Origin of the sequence: Oryzomonas sagensis, assembly GCF_008802355.1 — a bacterium.
GTDB classification, from domain to species: Bacteria; Desulfobacterota; Desulfuromonadia; order Geobacterales; family Pseudopelobacteraceae; genus Oryzomonas; species Oryzomonas sagensis.
Map to the genome: position 1 here is coordinate 261,709 of NZ_VZRA01000001.1, position 17,879 is coordinate 279,587.

Consider the following 17,879-nt stretch of genomic DNA (forward strand, 5'->3'; position numbering starts at 1 on the left):
TGTAACACCGATACCTTCACTGACAACCGACGCGCGGTATTTGCCATCTGCCCGGCAACCACAGGGCATTCCTTGACATTTCTCTGCTATCACGATACTTTTGTAAAATTTGCACAATCAGCAGAAGCCTGTGAGGAGACAGCACCATGGATTATAAAGACACACTCAATCTGCCCCAAACCGATTTTCCCATGAAGGCCAACCTGAACCAGCGGGAGCCGGAAATCCTGAACAAGTGGGAAACCGAGGGATTGTATACCCGCATGGAGGAAAACGGCAAGGACAAGCCGCTCTACATCCTGCACGACGGCCCCCCCTACGCCAACGGCCATATTCATATCGGCCACGCCCTGAACAAGATCCTCAAGGACGTGATCCTGAAAAGCAAACGCATGGAGGGGTTCCGCGCCCCCTACGTTCCGGGCTGGGACTGCCACGGCCTGCCGATCGAGCTGCAGGTGGAAAAGAACCTGGGGTCGAAAAAACACGAGATCTCCAAACTGGAGATGCGCCGCGAGTGCCGGAAATATGCGGAGAAATTCATCGCTATCCAGAGGGATGAGTTCAAGCGCCTGGGCGTGCTGGGGGACTGGGACACCCCCTACCTGACCATGAACTACGCATACGAAGGGCAGACCGCCCGGGAACTGGCCAAGTTCGCCAAGAGCGGCGGACTGTACCGCGGCAAGAAACCGGTCCACTGGTGTTCCTCCTGCGTCACAGCCCTGGCGGAGGCGGAGGTGGAGTATGCCGACCACACCTCGCCGTCGATCTACGTCCGTTTCGCCCTGCGGGACGACGTTTCCGCCGCCATCCCGGCCCTGGCCGGCAAGCAGGCCTACGTGGTGATCTGGACCACGACCCCCTGGACCATCCCGGCCAACCTGGCCGTGGCTCTGCACCCCGAATTCGACTACGTGGCCCTGGAAACGGAAAAAGGCATCCTGATCGTGGCAGAGGGGCTCAAAGACACGTTCCTGCAAGCCGTCGGCCTGACGGGAAAGGTCGTCGCCACCTTCAAGGCGGCCGCCCTGGAGCGCAAGCGCTGCAAGCACCCCTTCTACGATCGGGATTCCGTCGTCCTTTTGGGCGAGCATGTGACCCTGGAGGCCGGCACCGGCTGCGTCCACACCGCCCCCGGCCACGGCCAGGAGGACTACGAACTGGGCCTGAAAGAAGGGCTTGACATCTACAACCCGGTGGACAACCACGGCAGGTACCTCCAGAACGTGGAGTTCTTCGGCGGCCAGTTCGTCTTTGCCGCCAACCCCGCCGTGATCGAGAAACTGACCGAGGTGGGGGCGCTGCTCGGGCAGGCCGACATCGTCCACTCCTACCCCCACTGCTGGCGCTGCAAAAAACCGATCATCTTCCGGGCCACCGAGCAGTGGTTCATCTCCATGGAGGCCGATGACCTGCGCACGAAGTCGCTGAAGGCCGTCGACCAGGTGCAGTGGATTCCCAAATGGGGCAAGGAGCGCATCCACGGCATGATCGAAAACCGCCCGGACTGGTGCATCTCCCGCCAGCGCACCTGGGGGGTGCCGATCACCGCCTTCTCCTGCAAGACCTGCGGCGAATACCTGGCCGACGGCGCCGTCATGGACCATGTGGCCGACCATTTCACCCAGCACAGCGCCGACGTCTGGTTCGACTGGGAGGCCGCCCAACTCCTCCCCGAGGGGACAAAATGCCCCAAATGCGGGGCAACGGAATTCGAGAAGGAGATGGACATCCTGGACGTGTGGTTCGATTCGGGCGTCTCCCATGCCGCCGTGCTGGAACCCAACCCCAGGCTGGCCTCGCCGGCCGACATGTACCTGGAGGGGAGCGACCAGCACCGCGGCTGGTTCCACTCCTCGCTGCTGGAGAGCGTCGGCACCCGCGGCCGCGCACCCTACAAGAACGTCCTGACCCACGGTTTCGTGGTGGACGGTTCCGGCCGCAAGATGAGCAAGTCGGTGGGCAACGTGGTGGCCCCGGAAGAGATCATCAAGAAGTACGGCGCCGAAATCCTGCGCCTGTGGGTGGCTGCCCAGGACTACCGCGACGACATCCGCATCTCCCAGGAGATCCTGAGCCGCCTGTCCGAGTCCTACCGCCGTATCCGCAACACCAGCAAGTACATCCTGGGGAACATCAACGACTTCGACCCGGCCCGGGACAGCGTGGCATACGCGAACATGCCGGAGATCGACCGTTGGGCCCTGCACCAGTTGGAACTGCTCAAGGAAAAGGTGCTGACCGCCTACGACGAGTACGAGTTCCATGTCCTCTACCATGCCGTGAACGGCTTCTGCACCGTGGAGATGAGCTCGTTCTACCTGGATATTCTCAAGGACCGGGTCTACACCAGCAAGAAGGACTCCCTGGAACGGCGCAGCGCCCAGACCGTCATGTACCGCATCCTGGATACCCTGCTGCGCCTGATCGCACCGGTACTCTCCTTCACCGCCGACGAGGCCTGGCAGTACCTGCCGGGCGAGCGCGAGGCCAGCGTCCATTTGGCCGCATTCCCCACACTCCAGCCCGAGGTGAAGGACGACAAGCTGGTGGAACGCTGGGAGCGGCTCATGAAGGTGCGGGCCGAGGTTTCCAAGGCCCTGGAACAGGCCCGAGTAGCCAAGACCATCGGCCACTCCCTGGATGCCGGGGTAACCATCGGCGCCGAACCGGAACTGTTGGCCTTCCTCCGGGAATACGCCGCAGAGTTGGCTGCGATCTTCATCGTTTCCAAGGTCACCCTGGTTGACACCATGGCTGGCGACAGCTATGCGGCTGAAACCCTCCCCGGCCTGCGGATACAGGTGTCCGCCGCTCCGGGCGAGAAGTGCGACCGTTGCTGGTGCTACAGCGAGGAACTGGGACAGGATACATCGCACCCAACCATATGTCCCAAATGCACCAAGGCGGTGGTCTAGCGATGCGGCGCTGGGCTATTTTCGGCAGTATCGCCATCGTCGGACTGATCGTCGATCAGATCACCAAGTTGTACATCGACCGGAGCATGCAGATGTTCCAGTCGATCCCGGTGATCGACGGCCTGTTCAACATCACCTATGTGCGCAACAAAGGGGCCGCTTTCAGTTTTCTCTCCCACGCCTCCTGGCGGCTCCCTTTTTTCATCGCCATCTCAGCCATCGCTGCGGTGGTGATCGTGATCGCCTTCAACCGCCTGCGCAACGACCAGCAATTGGCCCAGGTCTCCCTGGCCATGATCTTCTCGGGCGCCGTGGGCAACCTCATCGACCGGGTCCGCCTGGGCGAGGTGATCGACTTCCTCGATGTGTACTGGAAAGCGCACCACTGGCCGGCCTTCAACGTCGCCGACTCGCTGATCTGCGTCGGCGTAGCCCTGCTGGCGCTGGACATGCTGCGGGAGGAACAGCGGCAGAAACGGATAAAAAGCTAGTCCTGAATCCGTAATGCCGGAATACCGCAGTGTCAGGAAGAGCCGGGGCCAGCCCGCCGCCATGCCGTAACAGCTCACTCACTCCACCGGTCCTCCGCCTGATGGCTGCAAACTCTTCAGACGCAAAGGCAGAGGCCTGCCGGACCAGCGAAGGCGGATGGTGTCACGGATTCAGGTTGGACTGACTGCGTCAGGGGCGTCAGGGCCCGATGGGGGGGGGAGACTTACATATGATGACCTACTGGCTTTCATACGTGGCGCTGGGCGGCTTTGCCGGCATCCTGGCGGGGCTCCTGGGCGTGGGGGGCGGCTTGGTGATCGTACCGATACTCACCTTCCTGTTCACGGCCCAGCAGTTGCCGGCCGCCTATATCCTGCACCTGGCGCTGGGCACGTCGCTGGCCACCATCATGTTCACCTCGGTCTCCAGCATGCGGGCCCACCATGGCCGCAAAGCGGTCGACTGGGGGGTCGTCCGGCGCATAACCCCCGGTATCCTGGCCGGGACCTTCCTCGGTTCCTGGCTGGCGTCACACCTCTCCACCGGTTTTCTCAAGGGTTTCTTCGTGGCGTTCCTGTACTACGTGGCGCTCCAGATGCTGTTGGACATCAAGCCCAAGGCCCAGCGGCAACTCCCCGGCACGGTCGGCACCTCCGGCGTCGGCAGCCTGATCGGCGGCGTTTCCAGCCTGGTCGGCATCGGCGGCGGCACCATGACCGTGCCGTTTCTGTTGTGGTGCAACGTCCCCATGCGCAACGCCATCGGGACCTCCGCTGCGGTCGGTTTCCCCATCGCCTTCGCCGGGGCGGTCGGCTATGCGGTTAACGGCCTGGCGGCCACGGCGCTGCCCAGCTTCAGCATCGGTTTTGTCTACCTCCCGGCGCTGGCCGGGGTGGCATGCGCCAGCTTCGCCACGGCCCCCCTGGGCGCCAAACTGGCCCACACCCTGCCGGTGCCCCGCTTGAAAAAATTCTTCGCCCTGCTGCTGGTAGCCATGGCCACCAAGATGCTGGTGAGCCTGCTCTGACAAGTTGTTGAAAGCTCAGGTTGTTCAAAAATAGTCAGATCGTCGCACCCGCTAGACAAGCTCTGAGGAGGCGTAGCAGCGCTACGCCGCACGAAAGGGCCTTCGAGGATGAAGGCCTGATGGCTGTTTTTCAACAACCTCACAGATCGCCGGTCATCTCCTGCAACAGGTAGAGCTTGGGATTCAGGCCGCTGACGCAGGCGATCACCTCTTTCAGCCGTTCCTCATCCAACCCGCACTCCTCGTCGATCCCCTGGAAATAGTCGAAGCCCTTGGGCAGGCTGGTATAGCTGCCCGCACGCAGCAGCGATACGTCCACCATATCGTTGATCCTCCCCTGGGCCTCCCAGGGGTCGCGGTAGTTAAACTGGCGCGCCACCACATGCAGCCCCATGCCGTTGGGAAACGTGGCCTTGACCTCGAAGGAGAACTCCCGCGGGGCGCCATAGCTCTCGCTCCTCCCGGAGCGCACCAGTACCTCGGCTCCCGCCTCTTCCAGCAGGCTCCCGACCGACTCCGCGGTCATCGGTTTGAATTCGTCCATACCATCCTTTCATAAAAATAATTCTGCCACAGAGACACAGAGAAATACGGGAGTAAGGCAAGCACAACCTGACGACTTTTGTTTGTTCCAAAAATGTTTTGCTTTTCTCTGTGAACCTCTGTGTCTCCGTGTCTCTGTGGCAGATGTTGATTTTAAAGCTTCCCTGTTTCTATGGCGGACTTTTCCGATCACACATCCAACCGCAACTCTACCCCCCACGGTACCGGCCGTTCCCCTTCGCGGGTCAGCACCCACAGGGTGGGGAACGGCATCGTTTCAGGGGCCGGGCCGATGCCGTCGGTCAGGTAGATGATCGCAGCCGGTAACGGATGCATCCCCCTGGCATACTCGAAGACCGGCCGCAGGTCGGTGAAGCCGCCGCCGTCGTACCGCAGGGCCACGAACGACGAGCCGTTGAACGCCTCTACGCGCTGGATGCGGCTGTTGGCGTACAACACGGTGATGTGGGCGTCCCGCCCCCGGGCGATCTGCACCAACTCTCGGGCAAAGGCCTCGCGCAGCTCCACGATATTGGTGGAGTCGCTGACATCGATGCCCACCAGCAGGTTGAGCCGCCGCCGCTTGCGAATCCCGGGGGTGCCCGTGCCGAAACGGCGATGTTCCCGCGTCCAGGTGCTCTTCCGCCCCACCCGCCCGGCCGTGGCGACGAACTGCCGCAGCAGTTGACGCCAGGGGATGGGCGATGGCCGCAGCAGCCCCTCCACCACCGCCCGGATATCTCCCGGCGCCTCGCCATCGCTCCCCCGCAGGCTGTCCCGCGTGATGCTCCGCACCATCTCCTCGCCCAGGGGCAGGGGGGTGCTGTCGGCATCGCTCCAGATCTCGTGGTCGTCCAGGGTTGCCCCGTCCTGCACGGCGGCCCGCCCCTGCCCGGCAGCCCCCCGGTCATCCCGTTCTCCATCGCCGTAGCCGCTGCCGTCCAGGTTTCCAGTATCGAAGGGGGGCACCAGCAACCCGTAATACTCCTCCGCCGCCAACCCCGCTTCCAGGCCGTACTGTTCCGGTACGAGCGCATCGTCCGGCAGCCCCTCGATGCCGGGGTTGATGGCCAGATCGCAGGCAATGTCCCAATCGTGGTTGTTGCGCTGTTTGCGCCGCAGGGGATGGAGATGGAGGAGATGCTTGACCAGGTGTTCCAGCAGGGCCTGCTGCCCCTTGTGGGACAGGGCGGCAAACAGCGGGGGATTCAGGGAGAGGGTCGGCACGCCGTCCCGGATGGTCACACCCGCGGCGCGGTTGGACGAGGGCAGTTCCGCACGGCGCAGGTTGAGGATGAAATGGCCGTAGAACGGTTTATCCCGCAGCAGGCGGACGATGGCGGTTTCAAGGGTGTTCATGGTCGGCATGATCGGTAGTGTGCCACAGGGGCTTGGAAAATTCAAAGTATTGCCTCAAAGACGGCGGACAAGAGGCCCTCTCAGCCGGCAGAGCCCGCATACCGTTCCCCGCCCGCATAGACCTCCTGAACCGCACCCTCGCCCACAAGCCGTTCCAGCACCTTCTCCGCCTCTGCCCCACCGTTCCCCGCCACCTGAAAATCAGCGCGCTTTCCCGGTTCCAGCGAACCGCAGGATGAGGCCATACCGAGGGCAGTAGCCCCCCCGACCGTAACCATGCGGAAGGCTTCGGCCGGGGACAGGTCGTGACGGAACAGATCAAGGGCGAAGCGCATCTCCTCCCACAGGGAGAGGGAGTCGTTGCTGGCCAGGGAATCGGTGCCCAGGGCCAGCGGAATGCCGAGCTTCTTGAACAGATGCAGCGGGGCCTTTCCCACATCGAGACGTTCGTTGCTGCGTGGGCAGAGCACGACTGAGCAGCCGCGCTCTTTAAGGGTTTCCCCATCCGATGGGGTGACGTGGACGCAGTGGATGGCCAGGGTGGTGGGGGTCAGCAGGCCGAAGCGGCCCAGGAGTTCGGTGGAGCTGCAATGGCGGGGCGGCATCAGCAGTCCCTCCCACCCCACGAAGGGATAGAACTGCTCCGCCAGGGGACCGGCGGTGTCGAAGATGAAATCGGCCTCCTCCCGGGATTCGGAGATGTGGATCGCCAGGGGGAGGGATCGGGAAGATGCCGCCTCGCGGATCTGCGCCAGGCTTCCCTCGCCCAGGGTGTAGGGGCTGTGGGGCGACAGGCCGCTGGCTAGCCGGTCGGTGTCCTCTCCACAGGCGGCAAGCGCCTTGTCCAGCATGCCGCGGAACCGGTCAGGGTCGTGGCCGAGCAGTTCGAAGAAGAGACGCCCCCCAAGGGGAGATGTTTGGTAGCGCGGCGCCAGGGCGGGGTTGGTGACGATCTCCCCCACGGCTGTGGTGCCGGACTCCAGGCACATGCGGACCCCCTCCCGCAGGGAGGCGAGGATATCCTCGTCCTTGAGGCCGCGCCTGATCTTGATCAACTGGATGATCCAGTCCACGAAGCGGCGCGGATTGTACTCCACATGGGTACGCAGGCGCCAGGAGGCGAAATGGGTCAACTCCAGGTGGGTGTGGGCATTGACGAAACCGGGGATGATGGCGCTGCCGGGAAATTCCACCACCGGGGCGGCATGGGCGCTCCGCAGCTCGGCGAGCGTACCCACGGCGGCCACCGTACCATGGCGCACCAGGAGCGCGCCGCCGGCAACGGGGGGGGCGTCGGGGTTGATCAGCCATGAGGCGGCGTAGATGGTAGATTCAGACATGTTCAACCCCCAGCGCGGTGTCCGCCCTGAAGGCGGGAATCCGTCATGAAACGGGACGGCGGTGGTTAATTATACCCACAACCCGTACAAAAAGAAACAGGCAGAAAGCCTTTGCCCCCTGCCTGAATCCCTCTCATCCTACCCACCAGTCTTTAACTTTCGGAGGTTGTCAAAAAACTCAGGTTGTTCAAAAATAGTCAGATCGTCGCACCCGCTAGACAAGCCCTGCGGAGGCAGCCCTCTCTCTATCTCTCCCCCAGAGGGGGAGAGCATGCCTTGCCCTCTCCCTCCGGGAGAGGGATTGGGTGAGGGACCGCAGCGCTACGCCGCACAAAGGGCTTTCGAGGATGGCGGCGAGATGGCTGTTTTTCAACAACCTTTTAGTGCACGCACTTCAGTTTGGACTGCCCCGCATCTTCCTTACGGGTCGGCAGCATGCGGTTCTGCTCGTCCACGAAGACCAGTTTCGGCTCGTGGGTGATGGCCGCCTCGTTGTCCATGTTGACGAAGCTGGCGATGATGACCAGATCCTTGGGGGCCACCAGGCGGGCGGCGGCGCCGTTGAGGCAGATGACGCCGGAGCCGCGCTCGCCTTCGATGGCATAGGTTTCCAGGCGGCTGCCGTTGGTCACGTCCCACACCGCCACCTTTTCGTAGGAAACGATGTCGGCCGCATCCATCAGGTCGCGGTCGATGGTGACGCTCCCCTCGTAATGGAGGTCGGCTCCGGTCACGGTGGCACGGTGGATCTTGCTCTTCAACATGATTCTCTGCATGGTTACAGCTCCTCTCCCACTATGGTGTTATCGATCAGTCGCGTCTGTCCAACTTTGACCGCCAGCGCCACGAGCGTACCGCTGTCCACGGTCTGCAACGGTTCCAGCGTGGCGCCGTCGCGCACTTCCAGATAGTCTATTGCGGCCAGGGGCTCCTGGGCGATAACGGCCAGGGCCTCGTTTTTCAGGGCTGCTGCGGAGCGTTCCCCGGCGGCGTACCGATCCCTTGTCCGCGCCAGAGCGCGGGAGAGACAGAGGGCAGCCTGCCGCTCCGCCGGCGACAGGTAGCTGTTCCGCGAGCTCAGGGCCAGGCCGTCCGCCTCCCTGACGATCGGCATGCCGACCACCTGCACCGGCAGGTTCAGGTCGGCCGCCATACGCCGGATGACGGCCAATTGCTGGTAATCCTTGCGCCCGAACAGGGCCACGTCCGGCTGGACGATGTTGAACAACTTGGTCACCACCGTGGCCACGCCGTCGAAGTGTCCCGGACGGCTGGCGCCGCACAGGGGTTGGGAAAGTTCCCGCACCGCCACGCCGGTCTGAAACCCGGACGGGTACATGCCGGCGCTCATAGGGGTAAAGACGATGTCCACGCCGCACGCCTCCGCGGTACGAAAGTCCCGCTCCCGGTCCCGGGGATAGCTGTCCAGGTCCTCGTTTTGGCCGAACTGGATCGGGTTGACGAAGATGGAGAGCACCAGGATATCGCCCCGTGTACGCCCCTCCCTGAGCAGCGAGGCATGCCCCTCGTGCAGGTAGCCCATGGTGGGAACGAAGGCGATGGTCTTGCCCTGGCGCTTGAGACCCAGGGCGGTTTGCTGCATTTCCTCTATGGCGGAGATGATCTTCATGGATTTCCTGATTTCCTCGATTTTACTTTCCCCATTTTAAAGGGATAGATTTCAATTGAACGAATGCTCGGCTGTCGGGAACTCCCCGGCCCGGACCTCATCCACGTAGGTTTTGACCGCCTCGGTGATGATCGGCGTCAGTTCGGCGTAGTGCTTGACGAATTTGGGGGAATACTTTTCGCACAGCCCCAGGATGTCGTGGATCACCAGCACCTGGCCGTCGCAATCCGGCCCCGCGCCGATGCCGATGGTCGGGATGGAGAGTTCGGCCGTGATGCGGGCCGCCAACTGTGCCGGTATCCCTTCCAGGACCACCGAGAAGGCACCGGCCTCCTGAACCGCCCGGGCATCCTCCATGATCCGCTCGGCCTGGTCCTTGCGCCCCTGCACCTTGTAGCCCCCCATGCGGTGGATCGACTGGGGGGTCAGGCCGATGTGGGCCATGACCGGGATGTCGATGGCGGATACTGCGCGGATGACGGAGGCCATATTCACGCCCCCCTCGATCTTCACCGCCTCGGCGCCCCCCTCCTTGATCATCCGGCCGCAGTTGCGGCAGGCATCCTCGATGCCGGTCTGGTACGACATGAACGGCATGTCGGCCACCACCAGGGCCTTGGGGTCGGCGCGCCGAACCGACTTCGTATGGTACAGCATCTCATCCATGGTAACCGGCAGGGTCGTTTCGTGACCGGCTACCACGACGCCGGCCGAATCCCCCACCAGAATCATATCCACCCCCCCCTGGTCCACGAGGCGGGCAAAGGGGAAATCGTAGGCGGTCAGCATGGTGATGCGCCGCCCTTCCCGTTTCATCTGGAAGATGTCCGGTATGGTCGTTTTCTTCTGCATATCGTCCCTCCGTCCCCAAGAAACAAAAAACGCGCCGGAAAGGCGCGATATCGTTCAGTGCAAAGTCATGCCCGCACTGTCGGGTATTCCCTTCCGTCCCGGTTCGTTGCCGAATCCTGGCGGTATATGATCCTGCTCTCCGGTCCCGTGGCTGATCGACCCCCTGCTTGGGTAGCCGTCATAAGAACCGAACATCTATTTATACCAAAAGGCCTATAAAAGGGCTACAAAAAAATACCCTGTTTGTCTGGTGCCGCTGGAAATCCCCAAGGGAGACCGCATCTCACCAGGCTTTCAGGCGTTCTGGCTCCTCAGGGACTCCAACTCCTTGATCACCTCCGCGCTCTGGTCGCGACGGGTTTCCATGTTGTCGAACATCTCCTTCACCATGCCGCCGACCGACTCGACGATCCGGCTGATACGGAGGCCGTCTTCCACCTGATGGGAGGTGGAATCCACCATCTCGTGGGCCATCTCCTTGATGGTTTCGATGGAGCGGGCGATACTCCTGGTGGCCTTGGACTGGTCGGTGGAAGCGGCAAAGATCTGGGTGGTCATGGCACTGATGTCTTCCATGGACTTTGCCACCAGGTGAACGCTCATGGCCTGCTCTTCCGTAGCCTGCTTGATCTGCTGGGTCATGTCCATGGAGCAGACCGAGCGGTCGAAAATGGCCTTGAGGGTTTCCCCCGTGGAATTGCCCAACTCGACGCCGCGCTGCACCAGGCCCTTGGTGGCGGTGATATTGCTGGCGGCGGTCTTGGACTCGGTCATGATCTGTTCGATGATGGAAGTGATCTCGCTGGTGGAATGACCGGTCTGGAGCGAAAGGGTGCGGATCTCCTCGGCCACCACGCCGAAACTTTTGCCGTATTCGCCCGCCTGGGCGGCAATGATCGAGGCGTTCAGGGCCAGCAGGTTGGTGCGCTTGGTGATATCGTTAATCACATTGACGATATTCTCGATCCGGTTGCTGTTCTCGGACAGCCGGGTGATGGCCTCGTAGGAGAGTACGACCGAGGTCTGAATCTCGGCCAGGGAATTGATCGTCTCGGCAACCACGGCGCGGCTCTCGTCCGCATTGGACTTTACCTGGCTGGAGACCTCGTGGGAGATGGCGGCGCTTTGCTCCACGCTGCTGATGGTGTTGCTGATCTGTTCCATGGCCGATGCGGATTGCAGCACGATGCCGGTCAGGTGATCCAGGTTGCGGGTAACCTGTTCGATGGTTACGGAGATTTCACTGACGGCGGTGCTGGTTTCATCCACCGAGGCCATGACCCCCTCGGCGGCCGAGGCGATGACGGCCGATCCGTCGGCAACCGACTCGACGCTTTCCTCCAGGTTCTTGACGTTCTTGAAATGCTGCTCCCGGCTGCTCAGCAGGAAGGCAAAGGAGTTGTCCATCTCCGACGTCAGGGTGTCGATGGAGGCCAGGAGATTGATACGGGTGATGGCCGACGCCACCTGATCGGCGAAGAGCATGATCGTATCCACGTCGGAATCGTTCAAGGAGCGGCGGCTGGATTTGTTGTCGATGCCGAAGACGCCGACGGCCTCGCCCTTGACCGCGATGGGACAGAGGATGAAGCTCCGGGAGCGGAGCGGCTCCAGGCTGTTGTAAGGGGCTTGCAGGTGGTACTCTTCGGGATAGCGGGAGATGTCGTCCACCAGGAAGACCTTTCTCTCGGCCAGACACTTGTGGATCACGCCGATCCTCCCGTCGAGGGGCAGCGTCACGCCGGCGGCGTCGAAACCATCCGTGCCGGCGGTCGTGACGAAACGGAGCTCCGTGCCATTCTGGACCATGAGGATGTTGACCCGTTCATAGCCCAGCACCTCGTGAAGCCCCGCGGCGCACAGCCGCAGGATTTCATCCAGGTCGAGGGACATCTGCAGCTTGCTGCTGATCTGGTGGAAGTTTTTGATGTTGTTGTCCAAGACCTTGTAACGGTTCTCGAATATCTCCTTCTGGGAGGCGACCTCCCTGTGGAGGGCATCCAGTTCCGTGGCCCGCTCGCGCAGTTCGTCGTCGTTCTGGCCGATCAGGTAGCCCAGGCCGGCCAGGACGATGGCGGTCCCGAGCCCCATGTAGTTGTACATGGCGAGGTGTTCGGGCGAAGCGAAGATATCGGCGGAAATCTGCCCCAACAGCGGCTTCCCGCTATCGTAAAACAAGAGCATGCGGATGATGATCCAGCCGATAGGGGCACTGCTGCCGAGCAGGAAACCGGACAGCGCCAATGCCTTGGAGCGTTTTTTCGCGATGAGTTCTTTACGCACGATGGTTGTCTCTCACTTTTCCGCGGCAAACTTTTCGTCGATGGAGTGGTAAATCTCCTCCATTGCCTTCTCGGCATCGTCGCTGTTATAGGCAATGATATTCTTGAGGTGGGTATAGGAATCCAGATCTATCTTCTCGAAGGTGAACGCGATACCGTTCTCGGCCTCCCGGCTTACCTTGCCGCTGAAGCCGACAAACAGTTCGGGGGACGTCCCCGTCAGGACGATGGTGATTTCCACCGGTTCCCCTTCCGGCAAACGCTCCTCGGTGATGAGCAGCATGCCGCTCATGCTGAGGTTCTCCACATTGCCGTAAAACTGGCGGTCCGCCGTCTTGACGGTGGCATTGACCCGAAAAGGGACGCGGGAAAACTTTCTCGTACTACTCATGGGAGTGTCTCCTGAATTCGTGCCGACGCGGCCGGCGCATCCACAGCTACCGACCGCACCCGGCATGTCGTTGTGCCGAACGGCTCCTTCGGTCAGTCCTCGAAGTTGCCTTCCGGCCCCTTGTCGCCGGCAATGGATTTCGCCCGCTCCACGATCTGCTCCCTGGTCCAGTGGGCGGGGTCCTCCACCTGGCTCCCCTTGGGGCCGAGGTCGTGGGAGCCGGCCTTGAGGATCGCCTCCAGGGCCAGCGGCGCCGTATCCCGACTGTTGAGCACCTCGGTCATCATCTTGTAGGCGAACTCCTCGACCCGTTTGGCCATGCGTTCCCTGATCGCCTTCGGCTGTGCCAGGAGTTTGTTCTCAAAGGGGAGGTTCAGGTTCTTGTAGTCCCCCTTCTTCCACCCTTTGGAGTCGGCATAGGCAACCATCTCGGCCCACAACTCCTCGGTCACCCCCTCGCCCGGCACCTTGATGAAGTTGCCGTTTCCGTCCAGTTGGGCGTTGCCGTAGTCGTTCACCTCCAACCCCCAGGAGATCATCTGCAGGGCGGTGGCCACATTGGCCTTGGTGGTGGCGGTCTTCTGGGCGATCTCCCGCAGGCGCTCGGAACTGTTGCCCGAGGTGCCGTGCTGGGCGCCGCTCAACTTGTAGGGGGCCAGGGCGTGGTGGATGTCGGCGGTAAGAGCGACCTGGATGCCGGCGTCGCTCGCTTCCAGGCCGTGGGTGGTCCCGTTGTTCAGGGCGATCCAGTCGGGGAAGATCTCATGGGCGTTCAGCCCCTGGATCAGGAACTTGGCCTCGGGGACGGTGGAAAGCCCCTCTTTCCCTTTGATCTCGCCCACCTCGGTCTCAAGCCCGGCCCATGCGGGGATAAACGGGTTGATCTCCAGGTTGGCCAGCAGATTCTGATCGTCGGGGAGATGGGAGGCGTCGATGGCGATGGAGGTGATCCCCGCCTCGAACATGGTCGGGACCTCCACCTTGGCTGCCGTCAGGTCCTTGTCGTTCTTGATCCCGTAGTGGTCGGCGTGGATGGCGACTGGCACGGTGATCCCCAGTTCGTTGCAGAGGGCATCGACGATACGGGCTATGTTCCAGTAGTTGACGGCGCAGTAGGCTTTCTGCCCACCCTCGGACTTGGCGATCTCGATGATAAGCGGTGCATTGGCGCGCTGGGCGGCGGCAAGTGCTCCGCGGATGACGAAGTAGTTGCGGCCGTTGGCGGCCAGCGCCACCGCCTTGCCCTTGGCGAGCATGGCCCGGTCAATGACCTTGCCGCTGACGATCAGTGCCTTGGAGTTGGGAAAGAGACCACAGATAGTGGGGGGACGCCCCACCTGAAGTGCTTTTTCGAAATCTGCCGCGTAAGCCATACCACCCTCCTTCTATCGATAGTGTCAGTACTTCTGTCATTGCATGCCAGTGCTGTATTAATTTGAAATAACGGTGTTTTTCAGCCAGTATACAGCGCTTTATAAATATCATGTAACCGCCCCGGAATCAAGGAGTAAACAGTGCACTTCCCTGTTGCCAGACCGGGATACATCACCTATAATCGGCCATTCGGAGTAAAACCATGCCCCATGTCATATCGTTCACCCCTTCGTTGTTGGACACGCACTGCATCATCGACGTCCGCACCCCCTTGGAATTCGCCGAGGACCATCTACCCGGCGCCGTCAACGTCCCGATCCTGACCAATGAGGAGCGTGTGGAGATCGGTACGCTCCACAAGCAGGCAGGCCCCCGAAAGGCACGCATGCGCGGCCTGGAGCTGACCTGCGGCCGCTTTGCCGCCATGGTGCATGAGGTGGTTGACTACGCGGCAGGCAGGCAGGTCCTGGTCTACTGCTGGCGCGGCGGCCTGCGCAGCCTTTCCATGGCCATACTGCTGGAGATGAGCGGCTACCCGGTGGTACAGCTCAAGGGGGGGTACCGGGCTTTCCGTAATCAGGTCGTTTCCTACTTTGAGGATTTCACCCCTCCGGGACCGTTGGTCGTCATCCACGGCATGACCGGCACCGGCAAAACCACGTTCATCAACGGCCTGGACCGGGAAGCGTGGACCCTGATCGATCTCGAAGGGTTGGCCTGCCATCGCGGCTCCGCCTTCGGCGAGGTCGGGCTCGTCCAGGCGATCAGCCAGAAGCGCTTCGACACCCTCCTGTGGGACGCTTTCCGCACAGCCCCCGACGGCCGCCCGGTTATTGTGGAGGGTGAAAGCCAGCGCATCGGCAAGATATCGCTCCCCGGAAGGGTCTATGAGGCCATGGGCGACGGGTGCAAGGTCTGGTGCCACGCCTCCCTGGAAACCAGGGTACACCGGTTGTCCGCGGAGTATGCGTGTGAGGAGTACCGGGAAGCCATGGCTGTGGCCTTGGAGCGGATCAAAAAGAAACTGGGGGGCGTGCGCTACACCGAGATCAAAACGCTCCTGGAGTGTTGGGACGTGGAAGGGGTCGCCCGTGGGCTGATAGAACACTACTACGACCGGCTCTACTACAAAAATCGCCCCTGGACCCCGGACGTAGAGATCGACCTGGAGGATTTCGGCCGGGCCGGACAACGCTTGGCCGAGTTCTGGAGCGAGCGGCAGGGCCGCCCGTAGCAGGTTGTTGAAAAACAGCCATCAGGCCTTCGTCCTCGAAAGCCCTCTTGTGCGGCGTAGCGCTGCTACGCCTCCGCGGGGCTTGCCTCGCGGGTGCGACGATCTGACTATTTTTGAGCAATCTGAGTTTTTCAATAACCTCCGCGTCTCTGCGGCTCCGTAGCTATCTCCGGGTTCAACGTCCCGGTGAAACAACCAACTCCCTTCCGGCGTCCGGCAGGCGGGTAATGTCGAAACAACCGGCGGCCCAGCGGAGAATCTCGTCACAGGGTGCGCCGACCAGGTCATGGGGCGGGTCCTGCCCCAGAAAACGCAGCACAGCCAGCAGCACCCCCCACTCCTTGCCGCGCCAACTCCCCAGATGATGGGAAACCAGATTATCCCGCTTGCTGAGCTTTGCCCCCTCCGGTCCGGTCACCAGGGGGATGTGGCAGTAGGCGGGCCGCGCAAAACCGAGCAGCCCCTGGATGTAGACCTGCCGCGGTGTCGAGGGAAGCAGATCCTCACCCCGCACCACTTGGGTCACCCCCGTAAGATGGTCGTCCACCACCACCGCCAACTGGTAGGCGATCTCCCCATCCCCGCGCCGTACGGCAAAATCCCCGCACCGCTCCCCCAGATGCTGACAGATCATTCCCTTGTGCAGATCGTGGAAACAGACCTGCTCCGGCGGCACCCGCAGACGCCAGGAACGCACCGCCGCCCCCTCCCGCATCCCGTCCCGGCAAGTGCCGGGGTACGGGAGACAATCGTCGTCGGGATGGGGCGCCGAGGCGGCTTGGGCGATCTCCCGGCGAGAACAGCCGCAGGGGTAGACCAGGCCGGTGGCGAGCAGTTCGTTGAAACAGTGCTGGTATGCCTCCCGGTTGCAACTCTGGCGGGTGACCTCGCCATCCCACCACAGGCCGAAGAGTTCCAGAGCCCGCATGATGTCGTCGGCCATGCCCGGCACCTGGCGCGGGGCGTCCAGGTCGTCGATGCGCAGCAGCCAGCGTCCTCCCGCACTCCGGGCCATGAGCCAACTGGCCACGGCCGTGGCCAGGGAACCGGTATGCAGAGCGCCGGTGGGTGACGGGGCGAACCGGCCCACGGGCGGTTTGGGGGTTTCATCAGGCATGGGGGTATTCCGTTTTTGAGGTTGTGCCGGGCAGGGCAGCGTCTGTTCCATCCATCCTGCCGGTCAGACAGTTCCCTTGTATCATATTTCCCCTCCCATGGCGAGATTCGCTGGCTCGCCATGACCTTTGTCTTCCCGATCGACGCAGATCCCGCCCCAATAAAGAATGTACCGCCGAAAAGCGGCCTTATGGCGTTTCGGTCACTGGGGGCTCAAGAAGCGCCCCCCATTTGGCCGAAATTACGTGTTTATTGTCATTGTGCCAGGCAGGTTCCTGCGCTAAGGTGTGGCCATGAAACATCAGCCCCGCACATCCACCGACATGGACACGCCGCTGCTCGTGACGATGGCCGCTTACGACGGTGCCGAGATCCTGGACATAACCGGCCCCCTGGATGTTTTTGCCCTTGCCAACGCCGTACATCGGGAAAATGGCGGCAAGGGACCACTCTATCGGGTCGAAATTGCGGCCGGGGCAAAAGACGCCGTGGTGGCGACGTCGTCCGGCATCAGGCTGGTGGCCGACACGGCCTGGTCTGCCTGTTCAGGAACGGATACGCTGCTGGTGGCCGGCGGCCCCGCAGCAGAACAGGCGCCGGAAGAGCTGGTGAACTGCCTGCGCCGGACGGCGCCCCTGGCGCGGCGGGTCGGGTCGATATGCACCGGCACCTTCATCCTCGCACAGGCGGGACTGCTTGAAGGACGGCGCGCAACGACCCATTGGTCCAGGGCCGCACTGCTGCGCCGCCTCTATCCGCACATCGATGTCCATGAGGATGCCATCCATATCAAGGACGGTTCCGTCTACACCTCGGCCGGGGTAACGGCGGGAATCGATCTGGCGCTGGCGCTGCTGGAGGAGGATTTCGGCCGCGCGCTGGCGCTGGATGTCGCCCGGCTGATGGTGCTGTATTTCAAGCGGCCGGGAGGACAGTCCCAATTCAGCACCGGCCTTTTGGCTCAGCTTCACGAGGGAGGCTCCCTCGCTCCGACCATTGAGTGGATACGCGACAACTATCGACACAACCTGGGCAATGAAGCGCTGGCCGACCACGCATCCATGAGCCTGCGCAATTTCGCCCGCATCTTCAAGCGGGAGACCGGCACCACGCCGGCCCATTTTATCGAACGAGTTCGCCTTGAAGCAGCGGTCAAGCGCCTTGAAGAAACGAGCCAGACACTGGGAACCATCGCCCGGGAGTGCGGTTTCCAGTCTGGTGAACACTTCAGGGTGGCTTTTGTGCGCTTCTTCAGGATCACCCCCGGTCAGTACCGGGAACGGTTCCGATCAGGAACCGAATAATCAGCAATGGAGGA

The 17,879-nt window shown here is 62.2% G+C and carries 15 protein-coding genes; 5 read left to right on the forward strand and 10 right to left on the reverse strand.

Annotation, left to right across the window (positions count from 1 at the left end; all coding sequences use genetic code 11):
* The first annotated feature begins 146 nt into the window (after window positions 1–146).
* The 3 genes from ileS to F6V30_RS01215 all read left to right on the forward strand — a co-directional run bounded on the left by ileS (window position 147) and on the right by F6V30_RS01215 (window position 4,440).
* Window positions 147–2,921, forward strand: coding sequence for an isoleucine--tRNA ligase (gene ileS, locus F6V30_RS01205; protein ID WP_151154708.1), 2,775 nt, complete (start codon window positions 147–149; stop codon window positions 2,919–2,921).
* Between the two features lie 2 nt (window positions 2,922–2,923).
* Window positions 2,924–3,412, forward strand: coding sequence for a signal peptidase II (gene lspA / locus F6V30_RS01210; protein WP_151154709.1), 489 nt, complete (start codon window positions 2,924–2,926; stop codon window positions 3,410–3,412).
* 233 nt (window positions 3,413–3,645) lie between these two features.
* Window positions 3,646–4,440 carry a sulfite exporter TauE/SafE family protein gene (locus F6V30_RS01215; RefSeq protein ID WP_151156370.1) on the forward strand — a complete coding sequence of 265 codons (795 nt, stop codon included), beginning with the start codon at window positions 3,646–3,648 and terminating at the stop codon, window positions 4,438–4,440.
* Window positions 4,441–4,579: 139 nt separating this feature from the next.
* Here the strand turns inward: F6V30_RS01215 and F6V30_RS01220 are convergent, their stop codons facing one another.
* The 9 genes from F6V30_RS01220 to F6V30_RS01260 all read right to left on the reverse strand — a co-directional run bounded on the left by F6V30_RS01220 (window position 4,580) and on the right by F6V30_RS01260 (window position 14,210).
* The gene (locus tag F6V30_RS01220; RefSeq protein WP_151154710.1) at window positions 4,580–4,984 is read right to left on the reverse strand and encodes a hypothetical protein; all 405 of its coding nucleotides are present in this window, start codon (window positions 4,982–4,984) and stop codon (window positions 4,580–4,582) included.
* Between the two features lie 188 nt (window positions 4,985–5,172).
* Window positions 5,173–6,351, reverse strand: coding sequence for a vWA domain-containing protein (locus tag F6V30_RS01225; protein ID WP_151156371.1), 1,179 nt, complete (start codon window positions 6,349–6,351; stop codon window positions 5,173–5,175).
* A gap of 71 nt (window positions 6,352–6,422) precedes the next feature.
* The gene (locus tag F6V30_RS01230) at window positions 6,423–7,682 is read right to left on the reverse strand and encodes an amidohydrolase family protein (RefSeq protein WP_151154711.1); all 1,260 of its coding nucleotides are present in this window, start codon (window positions 7,680–7,682) and stop codon (window positions 6,423–6,425) included.
* A 380-nt stretch (window positions 7,683–8,062) separates the two neighbouring features.
* Window positions 8,063–8,458, reverse strand: a complete 396-nt coding sequence (gene panD / locus F6V30_RS01235) for an aspartate 1-decarboxylase (protein ID WP_149307116.1) — start codon at window positions 8,456–8,458, stop codon at window positions 8,063–8,065.
* Between the two features lie 2 nt (window positions 8,459–8,460).
* Entirely contained in the window at window positions 8,461–9,312 is an 852-nt protein-coding gene (gene panC, locus F6V30_RS01240) for a pantoate--beta-alanine ligase (RefSeq protein WP_151154712.1), read from the reverse strand.
* Between the two features lie 51 nt (window positions 9,313–9,363).
* Entirely contained in the window at window positions 9,364–10,164 is an 801-nt protein-coding gene (gene panB / locus F6V30_RS01245) for a 3-methyl-2-oxobutanoate hydroxymethyltransferase (protein ID WP_151154713.1), read from the reverse strand.
* Window positions 10,165–10,458: 294 nt separating this feature from the next.
* Window positions 10,459–12,447: a methyl-accepting chemotaxis protein gene (locus F6V30_RS01250; protein ID WP_246163119.1), complete on the reverse strand. Its 1,989-nt coding sequence runs from the start codon at window positions 12,445–12,447 to the stop codon at window positions 10,459–10,461.
* A 12-nt stretch (window positions 12,448–12,459) separates the two neighbouring features.
* Complete coding sequence (locus F6V30_RS01255) at window positions 12,460–12,837, reverse strand: PilZ domain-containing protein (protein ID WP_151154714.1); 378 nt, start codon at window positions 12,835–12,837, stop codon at window positions 12,460–12,462.
* A gap of 92 nt (window positions 12,838–12,929) precedes the next feature.
* A complete protein-coding gene (locus F6V30_RS01260) occupies window positions 12,930–14,210 on the reverse strand; it encodes a class II fructose-bisphosphate aldolase (RefSeq protein ID WP_151154715.1) in 1,281 nt (426 codons plus the stop codon).
* Between the two features lie 203 nt (window positions 14,211–14,413).
* Here F6V30_RS01260 and mnmH point away from each other — a divergent pair, with 203 nt between their 5' ends.
* Window positions 14,414–15,445 carry a tRNA 2-selenouridine(34) synthase MnmH gene (mnmH, locus tag F6V30_RS01265; protein ID WP_151154716.1) on the forward strand — a complete coding sequence of 344 codons (1,032 nt, stop codon included), beginning with the start codon at window positions 14,414–14,416 and terminating at the stop codon, window positions 15,443–15,445.
* A gap of 175 nt (window positions 15,446–15,620) precedes the next feature.
* On the opposite strand, the gene gluQRS is transcribed toward mnmH, so the two are convergent.
* On the reverse strand, window positions 15,621–16,562 hold the full coding sequence (gluQRS, locus tag F6V30_RS01270; protein ID WP_151154717.1) for a tRNA glutamyl-Q(34) synthetase GluQRS: 942 nt from the start codon (window positions 16,560–16,562) through the stop codon (window positions 15,621–15,623).
* A 292-nt stretch (window positions 16,563–16,854) separates the two neighbouring features.
* On the opposite strand from gluQRS, the gene F6V30_RS01275 reads away from it, so the two are divergent.
* Window positions 16,855–17,865: a GlxA family transcriptional regulator gene (locus F6V30_RS01275; RefSeq protein WP_246163120.1), complete on the forward strand. Its 1,011-nt coding sequence runs from the start codon at window positions 16,855–16,857 to the stop codon at window positions 17,863–17,865.
* The last annotated feature ends 14 nt before the right edge of the window (window positions 17,866–17,879 follow it).